At 56.2% G+C, this 10404-nt stretch carries 12 protein-coding genes; all 12 read left to right on the top strand.

The window, feature by feature from the left end; all coding sequences use genetic code 11:
* Nucleotides 1–100 precede the first annotated feature (100 nt).
* Entirely contained in the window at nt 101–742 is a 642-nt protein-coding gene (locus EYQ49_02185) for a PaaI family thioesterase (protein HIG24688.1), read from the top strand.
* Nucleotides 739–1248 (top strand): hypothetical protein, encoded by a 510-nt coding sequence (locus tag EYQ49_02180; protein HIG24687.1) that lies wholly within the window; start codon nt 739–741, stop codon nt 1246–1248. The genes EYQ49_02185 and EYQ49_02180 overlap by 4 nt, the downstream gene beginning before the upstream one ends.
* Nucleotides 1245–1913, top strand: coding sequence for a branched-chain amino acid ABC transporter permease (locus EYQ49_02175; protein ID HIG24686.1), 669 nt, complete (start codon nt 1245–1247; stop codon nt 1911–1913). Before EYQ49_02180 ends, EYQ49_02175 begins: the two co-directional genes overlap by 4 nt.
* On the top strand, nt 1907–2206 hold the full coding sequence (locus EYQ49_02170; protein HIG24685.1) for an AzlD domain-containing protein: 300 nt from the start codon (nt 1907–1909) through the stop codon (nt 2204–2206). Before EYQ49_02175 ends, EYQ49_02170 begins: the two co-directional genes overlap by 7 nt.
* 30 nt (nt 2207–2236) lie before the next feature.
* Complete coding sequence (locus EYQ49_02165; GenBank protein ID HIG24684.1) at nt 2237–2935, top strand: hemolysin III family protein; 699 nt, start codon at nt 2237–2239, stop codon at nt 2933–2935.
* Between the two features lie 36 nt (nt 2936–2971).
* Nucleotides 2972–3340: a hypothetical protein gene (locus tag EYQ49_02160; GenBank protein HIG24683.1), complete on the top strand. Its 369-nt coding sequence runs from the start codon at nt 2972–2974 to the stop codon at nt 3338–3340.
* Between the two features lie 55 nt (nt 3341–3395).
* The gene (locus EYQ49_02155) at nt 3396–4595 is read left to right on the top strand and encodes a pyridoxal phosphate-dependent aminotransferase (protein HIG24682.1); all 1200 of its coding nucleotides are present in this window, start codon (nt 3396–3398) and stop codon (nt 4593–4595) included.
* Nucleotides 4546–6501, top strand: a complete 1956-nt coding sequence (locus EYQ49_02150) for a S9 family peptidase (GenBank protein ID HIG24681.1) — start codon at nt 4546–4548, stop codon at nt 6499–6501. The genes EYQ49_02155 and EYQ49_02150 overlap by 50 nt, the downstream gene beginning before the upstream one ends.
* Nucleotides 6502–6557: 56 nt before the next feature.
* Nucleotides 6558–7493, top strand: a complete 936-nt coding sequence (locus EYQ49_02145; protein HIG24680.1) for a hypothetical protein — start codon at nt 6558–6560, stop codon at nt 7491–7493.
* A 195-nt stretch (nt 7494–7688) separates the two neighbouring features.
* Nucleotides 7689–9263: a 2-isopropylmalate synthase gene (locus tag EYQ49_02140; GenBank protein HIG24679.1), complete on the top strand. Its 1575-nt coding sequence runs from the start codon at nt 7689–7691 to the stop codon at nt 9261–9263.
* Between the two features lie 63 nt (nt 9264–9326).
* The gene (locus tag EYQ49_02135; protein ID HIG24678.1) at nt 9327–9902 is read left to right on the top strand and encodes a DUF2892 domain-containing protein; all 576 of its coding nucleotides are present in this window, start codon (nt 9327–9329) and stop codon (nt 9900–9902) included.
* Nucleotides 9902–10404, top strand: a 503-nt coding sequence (locus EYQ49_02130; protein ID HIG24677.1) for an MBL fold metallo-hydrolase, incomplete at its 3' end; no start/stop codon positions are given. The genes EYQ49_02135 and EYQ49_02130, both read left to right, overlap by 1 nt.

Below are 10404 nucleotides of genomic sequence, written 5' to 3'. Positions count from 1 at the left end.
ATTAAGAAAAGACTGTAATCACAATGAAAACTCAACGCAACCTAAATACGACTATTTTTGTCGGGATTTGATTTTGCTGTGCATCTGCCAGACTAAGCGAATGCTAAATCAGCCAACACAAAACAGCCCCGGTGCCGAGGTGGCTGACCAAGTACGCAGCCTTATCGCTGACCTCAACCAGCGAGACTCCACAGACCAAGCGTTGGTCGAGGCGGCCAAGTTCGTCGCTCAAGCTCGCAAAGTGTTGGACGGCCCGGTGCGCCTTCGTTGGTACGAAGTAGACGTTGACGCCGATGACGAAACAGCCGCCAAACTTCAAAAAGAGTATCGACAGCATTCGCTGTTTCGTGGCGGCCATAACCCTTTGGCTCCTCCAATAACCATGAGCGAGGAAAGTCAAGCAGATGGGTCGAAGCGGATAGTGGGCATGCTTTGTTTGGGTTCTGAGCGAGAAGGGCCACCGCGTACCGTGCATGGCGGCATGGTGGCCGCAGTGTTTGACGATGTGCTCTCTGGGGTGTTGGCCACCGCCGGAGCCTCGGGTTCGGTGACCGGCAAACTCACCGTGCGCTATCGTCGGCCTACGCCAATAAATACTGATCTGCGTTTCGAGGCCTGGGTCGAGCATCACCAAGGTAGCCGCCTCACCGCCCGAGCCCAGTGTGTGGCCAACGGCGAGGTCACCGCCGAAGCCGAGGCTTTGTTTATCAGTTTGGATATGCGTTCCATGGGCAGTGCATGAGCCAGCAACCGGTGGTGTGTTTTGTTTGCACCGGTAATGCCGCCCGATCGGTTATGGCTCGTGCCATGTACGCCCAACAGATGCCTGAGGCCCAACCGTTAAGCGCCGGGACGCTGGTTCTTGAAGGCCAACCCATGAGCCTGCGTACCCGTCAGGCGTTACGAGATTTGGGTCTCGACGACCCGGGTCATCTCAGCGTGCAGTTTGATGAACGCCATGTGCATGCCGACCTGATGGTGGTGATGGAACCGGGACACATTGCGTGGATGCGCCGCCATTTTCCCGAAGCAGCGAGCCGCACCGCTTCGCTGCCTCGGTTGGTTCGCCACCTTCAACCAGGAAAAAACTTGGCTGAGCAACTGGCCGCCCTGCAACTCGCAGATCTTGAGGTCGAATCGTGGGAAGAAGTTATTGACCCAGCGGGCGGCGACCAAGAAGCATTTCATCGTTGTGCAGAGGAGCTCAACGAGTTGGTGAGCGAGTTAGCGAAGCGGTTGCGTTTATGAGCCCGCATCGTCGGGAGTCTTTTGTTTTAGCGTTGGCTACTGGTTTGGTGGGGGTCACTTTTGGTGTCTTTGCTGATTCTGCTGGATTTTCGCTCGCTCAGGCCATGGTTCTGTCGTCCTTAACCTTTACCGGGGCTTCTCAGTTTGCCGCTGTTTCGGTTATTGGTTCTGGGGGTACTCCGCTTGCTGCGGTAGGTAGCGCTTTGTTGTTGGCGGCTCGTAATAGTTTGTACGGCCCGGTGGTGGCTCCGTTGTTACGCACGAAATCTTTGGGCCGCCGAGCGGTGGCCGCCCATTTTGTTATCGACGAAACCACCGCTATGGCTACTGCTCAAAAAGATCCCGAAGCCGGGCGGGATGCTTTTTGGTTCACCGGTGTTTGGTTGTTTATTTTTTGGAATCTGGGCACCATGGCCGGCGTGGTGGCTGGCAGTTCGCTTGAGGACCCTCAGGCGTGGGGTCTTGATGCAGCGTTCCCAGCGGCTTTTGTGGTTTTGTTGGTGCCGCATATTAAAACTCGCCCGAGCCAAAGCACGGCTGCTTTGGGGGCGTTGATTGCTTTGGTGGCTGTGCCGCTAGTGCCGGTGGGGCTACCCATGTTGTTGGCGGCCTTAGCGGTCGGTTTGGGCTGGTGGATGCAACGCCAAAATGGTGACCCATTATGAGTTGGTCGGCCCTTTTGTTGTTAGCGGCCGGGGCGTATGCCTTTAAGTTGATTGGCATGTTGGTTGGGGATCGTTTGGCGACGCGTTTTTCTGTGGTGGCCAGTTTGTTGCCGGCGGCTTTGTTCGCGGCCATTATTGTTTTGATGACTTTCGCCGAGGGGGGCCGCTTGGTGTTTGATGCCCGTTTGGTGGGGGTGGCTGCGGGTGCGGTGGCGTTGTGGCGGCGGGCTCCTTTTGTGTTGGTGGTGCTTGTTGCTATGGCTTCTACGGCGGCTTGGCGGGCCGTCACTTAATCTGTGCGTTGTATTGACTAGCGTGACCTTGTGGACCAACCAGATTTTCAACCGGTGATACCGCCCGGTGTGTCGCCGTCAATCAAACGCATGTTGTCGCGACCGCGACCGCGATGGCGGGGAGTTATTCATCGGGTAGCGGTGCCTTGTTCGTTGGTGGCCGGAGCCATCACCGTTGCTTATGCTCCGGCGGGGAGTGATCGTTTTGGGGCGGCGGTGTATGCCTTTGGGGCGTCGTTGATGTTTATCGCTAGTGCGTTGGTGCATCTCAAGCATTGGCCGATTCCTCTGTGGGAGCGTTTGTTCCGTTTTGACCATGCCGCAATTTTTGTGTTGATTGCTTCGGGTGCTACCCCGGTGGCGATTACGGCACTTAGTGGTCGTTCGGAAGCGCTCATGTTGTGGGCGGTGTGGATTGGGGCTGCAGTGGGGGTGGGTTTGCGGTTGTTGCCGTTTCATCCGCCGAAGGGGTTGATGAATACGTTGTTTTTGGTGCTGGGTTGGGTGCCGATTTTGGTGGCCACTGATTTGTATCATGCTTTGAGCCTCACGGTGTTGGTGCTTATTGGGGTTGAGGCGGTGTTGTATAGCGCCGGGGCGCTCATGTTGGGGGCGCGTTGGCCGAACCCTTCTCCGCATGTTTTTGGTTACCACGAGATATGGCATGTGCTGGTTACCTGTGCGGTGGCGGTGCATTACGTGGTGGTGGTTTTGATAACCAATGCCTGACCGGTGGGTGGGCTGTGACTGCGATAGGTTGCCAGCGTGAGATGGTTTTTTGTATTGATGACCTTGGTGGCGGTGTCTTGTGGGTCGACGTCGGTGACCGACCCGGCGCAGGCTCAGGACTGCACAGAGCTCGTTGAGGCGGGACGTGCGGTGGCCGAGCGGGTGTTGGAGCGTTTAGAAGGCCAAACGTTGTCTGAGTTAGAAGCGGCTGATCCAGAAACTCCGTTTGCTCCTATTGAGCGGTTGATGCGTTCTGATGAGTTCACGCAGCGGGCGGTGGTTTTGGGTTGCGGTACTGATCAGTTGCGGTTGCAGGCTTGTTCGGTTTACGCCGATTTAGAGTTTGATGCCCAAGGCGAGTTGGCGCGAGATTTTTTAGCTCCTTATTTAGCGGCTTGTGACTGACCTCTTGGTTTAGAGTGATGGGGTACCCGAATCTACGTACGGAGTTTTCATCCTCATGACCAGCAATCGACTTTCTCAACGCATTGGCGCTATTGCCGAATCGGCCACTATGGCCGTGGATAAAAAAGCCAAGGCCCTTAAGGCGGCCGGTGAGCCGGTTATTGGTTTTGGGGCCGGTGAGCCAGACTTTGCTACCCCGCCTCACATTGTTGAAGCGGCTGTAGAGGCGTGTTTGAATCCGGCGTCGCATAAGTACACCCCGGCGGGCGGGCTGCCGGTACTCAAAGAAGCGTTGGTAGAAAAAACGGAGCGTGATTCTGGTTGGCGGCCTACGGCGTCGCAGTTTTTGATTACTAACGGCGGCAAGCATGCGGTGTATAACTCGTGTGCTGTGTTGCTAGACCCCGGCGACGAGGTGTTGCTGCCGGCTCCTTATTGGACGACTTACCCGGAGTCCATTGCTTTGGCGGGCGGCGTTGCCGTGCCGTTGCTTACCGATACGGCGGCTGGTTTTAAGGTGACCGTGGATCAACTTGAAGCGGCGCGCACCGACCGCACTAAGGCTTTGATGTTTGTGTCGCCGTCGAACCCAACGGGGGCGGTGTATTCGTTGGAGGAAATTCAAGCCATTGGGCGCTGGTGTGTGGAGCACGGCATTTGGGTTATCGCTGACGAGATTTATGAACATTTGACTTACGACGGTCATGAGCATCATTCCATTCGAGCTGCGGTGCCTGAGTTGGCGGATACGTGTTTGATCGTCAACGGGGTGGCTAAAACTTATGCCATGACTGGGTGGCGTGTGGGGTGGATGATCGGCCCCGAAGACGCTATTAAGGCGGCCACTAACTTGCAGTCGCATGCCACGAGCAACGTGGCCAACGTGTCGCAGTACGCAGCGTTGGCGGCCGTGTCGGGAGATTTGTCGGCGGTGGTTGAAATGCGCTCGGCTTTTGACCGGCGTCGGGTGGTGATGACGCAGATGCTTCAGGCCATTGATGGGGTGGAGATGTTGGTGCCGCAGGGGGCTTTTTATGCGTACCCAGATTTGTCGGCCTTTTTGGGTCGAGAGATTGCTGGTCGGGTGGCTACGACGACGAGCGAGTTGGCGGCCATTATTTTAGATGTTGCTCAGGTAGCGATTGTGCCTGGTGAGGCTTTCGGCACACCTGGTTATGCCCGTTTGTCGTTTGCTTTAGGCGACGATGATTTGGTTGAAGGGGTTAGTCGTATCGCTGACCTGTTGGGCGGTTAATGCGGTGACCGTGGCGGCCCCGGGGGGTTCTTGGGTTTCGCCGTTAACGGCTCAAGCAGTAGTGGCTGGGGCGGTAAGCCCGGGTGAGGTTCAGGTGCATGATGGCCAGGTGTGGTGGTCGGAAAGCCGTCCCGATGAAGGCGGCCGCACCGTGGTGGTGTGCGACGGGGTTGATGCCGTTGGGCCAGAAATAAATGTTCGCACTGCTGTTCATGAGTATGGCGGTGGGGCGTGGACGGTGGTGGCGGGGCGACTGGTTTTTTCTGATTTTTCTGATCAGCGTTTGTACCGTCAAGAGGCAGATGGCTCGTTGACGGTTTTAACTCTGGAGCCTGAGGAATCGCGGGGTTTGCGTTACGCCGATGGCTGCCCCACGCCCGATGGCCGATGGTTGGTGTGTGTGCGTGAACGGCATGGGGTTTCGTTGCTTGAACCCGAGAACGAGATTGTGGCCGTGGCTCTCGATGGCACCCAAGAAGTGCGGGTGTTGGTGGAGGGCCCAGATTTTGTGTCTAACCCGCGGGTGTCACCTGATGGTTCTCAGTTGTGTTGGGTGCAGTGGGATCACCCTGATTTGCCGTGGGATAACACTGAGTTGTGGTTGGCCGATTTTGACGATGGGGTGCTGAGCAATCAGTGTTTGGTGGCGGCGGAAGGTGAGTCGTTTTTTCAACCAGCGTGGAGCCCCGATGGGGTGCTGCATGTGGTCACCGATCGGGACAATTGGTGGCACTTGTACCGGGTAGAGGGCGACGGTTTGCGGCAGTTGACTTTTGGCGACTTAGAGGTGGCGACGCCGCAGTGGGTGTTCGGCTTGAGCCGCTATGCCTTTGTGGGTGATGAGGTGTGGTTGGCTTTTACCCAAGAGGGCACCGACCATTTGGGGGTTTTGTCTGCCGATGGCCAGTTGCGTCGGGTGGAGACTTCTGCCACCAGCATCAACTCGTTGGCGGCTTATAGCGAAGGTGTGGTGGCGGTGCTGGCGTCGTTTGGTGAAGAGCCAGCGGTGACGGTGGTTACGGGCACCGAGAGCCAAACGCTTTCGGTTCGCCGAGATTTGGGTCTTGACTCGTCGTGGTTTCCGCAACCTGAGATGGTGACTTTTGCCAGCAGCAATAATGAGGTGGCTTATGCCTTGGTGTATCCGCCCACCAACCCTAATTTTGAAGCCGAAGAGGGGCAGGCCCCGCCGTTAATGGTGTTGGCTCACGGGGGCCCTACCGGAGCGGCCCGCACTCAGTTGCAATTGTCTGTTACTTATTGGACCAGTCGGGGCTTTTGTGTAGCCGATGTGAATTATCGGGGCTCTACCGGGTACGGTCGGACTTTTCGCCACCGCTTGTGGGGCAATTGGGGGGTGCTTGATGTTGAGGATTGCCTTGCCGTGACCCAGCATTTGGTGGACCAGGGCAAAGCCAATGGCGACCGTTTGGCTATTAAAGGGGGCAGCGCCGGCGGGTTCACGGTGTTGGCGGCCGTTACTTTTTACGACCTGTTTTCTGCAGGGGCTAGCCGCTACGGGGTGGCAGACCTTGCTGCTTTAGCGGCCGACACTCACAAGTTTGAAGCCCGTTACCTAGATCGCTTGGTGGGTCAATGGCCCGAAGATGAGGCGGTTTATGCCCAGCGGTCGCCTATTAATCATTTGGATCAATTGGCCACCCCCATGTTGTTGTTGCAGGGTTCTTTGGACAAAATCGTGCCCCCTAACCAGGCGCACCTTATGGCGGAGGGCCTGCGGCAACGCCGGGTGCCGTTTGCTTTGCTGGAGTTCGCCGACGAGGGCCATGGTTTTCGTAAAGCAGAGAATCAGGTGCGAGCCCTCGAAGCCGAGCAGGCTTTTTTTGCGGACCGGTTTGGTTTTGTGGCTGCCGATGATTTGCCGCCGCTAAACATTGAGGGTTAACAACCCATTTACAAAAAGAGGTTGCGTTAGAGGTCTGCAGCAGCCACGATGTTGTTATGGCACGTGTACTGGTCACCGAGCAAATAGCTAAAGCAGGACTAGCAGTTTTGCGCCAGGCCGGCCATCAGGTTGATGTGCAAGAGGGTTTAGACGAACCGGGTTTGTGGGCTGCACTAGAAGGTGTACAGGCGCTGATTGTGCGCTCGGCGACCCAGGTAACACCGCAGATGTTGGCCGCCGGCCAAGACCTGGTGGTGGTGGGACGGGCCGGGGTGGGGCTCGACAACGTTGATGTGGAGGCTGCCTCAAACCAAGGGGTGTTGGTGGCTAATGCTCCGTACGCCAATTCTGTTTCTGCAGCTGAACACACTATGGCTTTGTTGCTGGCCGTGGCCCGCAATGTTCCTCAAGCGCATCGAGATTTGGTGGACGGAAAATGGAACCGTGCTCAGTGGACCGGCGTGGAGTTGTCGGGCAAGACTTTAGGGGTGATCGGGTTGGGACGTATCGGCCGGTTGGTGGCCGATCGAGCTAAGGCATTTGGCATGCATGTGGTGGCCCATGACCCTTACCTTGAGGCCATACCGCCGTGGGTGACGTTGGTTCCGCTCCAAGAGTTGGTGGGCCAGGCAGATTTTTTGACTTTGCATTTGGCTCGCACCCCAGAGACCGTAGGTTTGGTTAATGCCGAGTTGTTGTCGTATGCCAAACCTAATTTGCGGGTAGTGAACGTGGCTCGAGGTGGGGTAATTGACGAAGATGATTTGGCGGCGGCTATTGTTTCAGGCCAAATAGCAGGAGCGGCCTTAGATGTTTTTGCTGTAGAGCCCACTACCGAGTCGCCGTTATTTGGGTTGCCCGGGGTGGTGGTTACCCCGCATTTGGGAGCTTCGACGGCGGAAGCGCAAGACAAAGCGGGCACCGATATTGCTGAACAGGTGGTGTTGGCGCTGGCCGGTAAACCGGTCCCGTTTGCGGTGAATCAAAAATAAGAGTTGCATTGTGCGGTAAAGACCTGCCTATGATGTGGGGGATGCAACAGTTCACTTACCTCCTTCTGCTTACTTAGGGCGAACGCCTACATATTCGTTCGTCCGAACCTCCTTGCCTCCGGGCCGGGGGGTTTTTTCGTTTTCTGAAAGAAATAAAAACCGAAGCATCATCAACCAATCAACCAGGAGCCAACCATGAGCACCCCCGACAACAAAGAACGGGTAGTTATTTTTGACACCACCTTGCGTGATGGCGAACAATCGCCGGGCATTTCGCTGGACGTGGTTGAAAAATTAGAGATTGCTGAACAGTTGGCCCGTTTGGGGGTTGATTACATTGAGGCCGGGTTCCCTATTGCCAGTCAGGGCGACTTCGAAGCAGTGCAGGCCATTGCTACGTCGGTTAAGGGCCCGGTAATTTGTGGCTTGTCGCGTACGGCGCATAAAGACATTGACCGTTGTTGGGAAGCTATTGAACCGGCGGCAAAGCGGCGTATCCATACGTTTATTGCTACCAGCCCAACGCACATGGAATTTAAGTTAAAGATGAGTCCGGAGCAGGTGTTGGCTGAGGCGGCGTCGGCGGTGAAGCGGGCTCGGGAGTACACCGATGATGTGGAGTTCAGCCCGGAGGATGCTTCTCGCTCTGATTTTGATTTCATGTGCGAGGTGTTGCAAGCGGTGGTCGACAACGGGGCGGGCACGCTGAATATTCCCGACACGGTGGGTTTTGCTACGCCGACGGAGTGGGCGAAACGCATTGCCGATATTCGCAAACGGGTGCCGGGCGATTACGTAATTTCGACGCATTGTCACAATGACTTAGGTTTGGCGGTAGCCAACTCGTTGGCTGCTGTTGATGCCGGGGCCCGCCAGGTGGAGTGCACTATTAACGGTATTGGTGAGCGTGCGGGTAATGCGGCAATGGAAGAAATCGTTATGGCTATAAATACTCGGCCTGATATTTACCCCAATGTGGAGGTGTCTATCCGTACCGAAGAGTTGGCGCGTTCTAGCCAGATGGTGAGCCGTTTGACCGGTTATCCGGTGCAGTTCAACAAAGCGGTGGTTGGTCGTAATGCATTTGCTCACGAGGCGGGCATTCATCAACATGGGGTACTTAATGAGCGCACGACTTACGAAATTATGGACCCCGCTGCGGTGGGTCAAGGGGAAAGCCAGTTGGTTTTGGGCAAGCATTCGGGACGGGCGGCCTTTAAAGACCGTTTGGCAAAACTGGGTGTTGCTATTCAAGGCGATGCGTTGAATGCGGCGTTTACTCGCTTTAAAGAGTTGGCGGATCGCAAGATTCAACTCACCGATGCCGATTTGGAGGCTTTGGTGCATGAAGAAATTGGTGGCCAGGCCGAGCATGCTTACGAGTTGGTCAGCGTGGAGGCTCGTGGGGGCACTACCACTACGCCATCGGCTGATTTGGTGTTGGAAATCAACGGGGAAACTCTGGAGGTCTCGTCGGATGGTGACGGCATGATCGATGCTTGTTGCACGGCCATTAAAAACGCTACGGGGGTAGAGGGCCATTTGACCGACTATTTGGTGACGTCGGTTACTGGTGGGGTTGATGCGTTGGCCGATGTGACGTTGTCGTTTGAAAGCGACGATGGGGTCAAGGTGGCGGGCCGTGGGTTGTCTACCGATGTGGTGGAAGCTTCGGCGCGAGCTTTTTTGTCGGCGCTTAACAAGATTGCTCGCATTCGTTCTTCGGGCGAGGACCCTAATGCGGTGGAGCGTCCGGGGCACATTGGCTGAGTTTCTGGTCTTGCCAGCATTCGGCCGGTAAGGTGGCGGGGTACCCGATGTGGAGGAAATGCTATGACTGTCACCCTTGGATCTCGAGAACTGCAAGCAAAGTTGGGCACCGGTGAAACGGTGATCATGCTTGATGTGCGCACCAGTGCAGAATACGAGACCCGGCATATTCCTGGTTCAGTGTTGGTGCCTTTGGATGCTTTGTCGGGCCGTTGTTCAAAACTCGGCGACTTGCCGGGCACCGTGGTGTTGGTCTGCGAGTCGGGCATGCGTTCTGAGGAGGCATGTCAAAAACTTGCGGCCACTGGTTGCGGTAATGCCCAGGTGCTTGCCGGCGGCATCATGTCGTGGGCCGAAATTAATGGTGATTTGATCTACGGTGAGGCTCGTTGGGCTATGGACCGTCAGGTGCGGTTGACCGCTGGGTCTTTGGTGGTGCTTGGCGTGTTGCTTGATTTTGTGGTGCCGGGCTTGCGTTATTTGTCATTGTTTGTGGGGGCCGGTCTGGTGTTTTCTGCCGTGACGAACACTTGCACTATGGCCTTGGGTCTGGCAAAGTTGCCTTATAACCGTGGTCCGGTGGTCGACCCAGACGCAACCATTGCCAAGTTGCGTAAAGGCTTGGAGCTTTCTGCCTAATGATCTTTGACCAGTACTACTTGGATTGCCTTTCTCAGGCTTCGTATTTGGTGGGCGATGAATCCACAGGACGGGCGGTGGTCGTGGACCCTCGCCGCGATGTGGGGGAGTATTTGGCTGATGCTGAGGCCAAGGGTCTTACCATCGAGCTGGTTATCGAAACCCATTTTCATGCCGATTTTTTGTCGGGCCATTTAGAGTTGGCGGCCGCTACGGGCGCTGAGGTGGCGTATTCGTCGGTGGCCAGCCCGGCTTTTGATTTTCGCGCTATGCAAGATGGTGAACGGGTGAGCCTTGGCGAGGTGGTTTTAGAGTTCCGTCATACGCCGGGGCACACGCCAGAGTCCATGAGCATTGTGGTGTGGGAACACGCTGATGATGCAGAACCCCATGCGGTGTTGACCGGCGACACGCTGTTTATCGGCGATGTGGGTCGACCAGATTTGTTGAGCTCGGTGGGTTTCGCTCAGGATGATTTGGCCAGCCAACTCTATGACAGCTT

Source organism: Acidimicrobiia bacterium (genome assembly GCA_012959995.1).
GTDB lineage: Bacteria > Actinomycetota > Acidimicrobiia > Acidimicrobiales > MedAcidi-G1 > MedAcidi-G2B.
The sequence above is the reverse complement of the archived record's forward strand: the minus strand, read 5'-3'. Positions and strand labels throughout refer to the sequence as shown.

Coding starts and splice junctions, on each gene's coding strand:
- EYQ49_02155 (HIG24682.1), top strand. CDS start 3,396: ATGACCAGCAATCGACTTTCTCAACGCATTGGCGCTATTGCCGAATCG.
- EYQ49_02175 (HIG24686.1), top strand. CDS start 1,245: ATGAGCCCGCATCGTCGGGAGTCTTTTGTTTTAGCGTTGGCTACTGGT.
- EYQ49_02180 (HIG24687.1), top strand. CDS start 739: ATGAGCCAGCAACCGGTGGTGTGTTTTGTTTGCACCGGTAATGCCGCC.
- EYQ49_02140 (HIG24679.1), top strand. CDS start 7,689: ATGAGCACCCCCGACAACAAAGAACGGGTAGTTATTTTTGACACCACC.
- EYQ49_02150 (HIG24681.1), top strand. CDS start 4,546: ATGATTTGGTTGAAGGGGTTAGTCGTATCGCTGACCTGTTGGGCGGTT.
- EYQ49_02135 (HIG24678.1), top strand. CDS start 9,327: ATGACTGTCACCCTTGGATCTCGAGAACTGCAAGCAAAGTTGGGCACC.
- EYQ49_02185 (HIG24688.1), top strand. CDS start 101: ATGCTAAATCAGCCAACACAAAACAGCCCCGGTGCCGAGGTGGCTGAC.
- EYQ49_02145 (HIG24680.1), top strand. CDS start 6,558: ATGGCACGTGTACTGGTCACCGAGCAAATAGCTAAAGCAGGACTAGCA.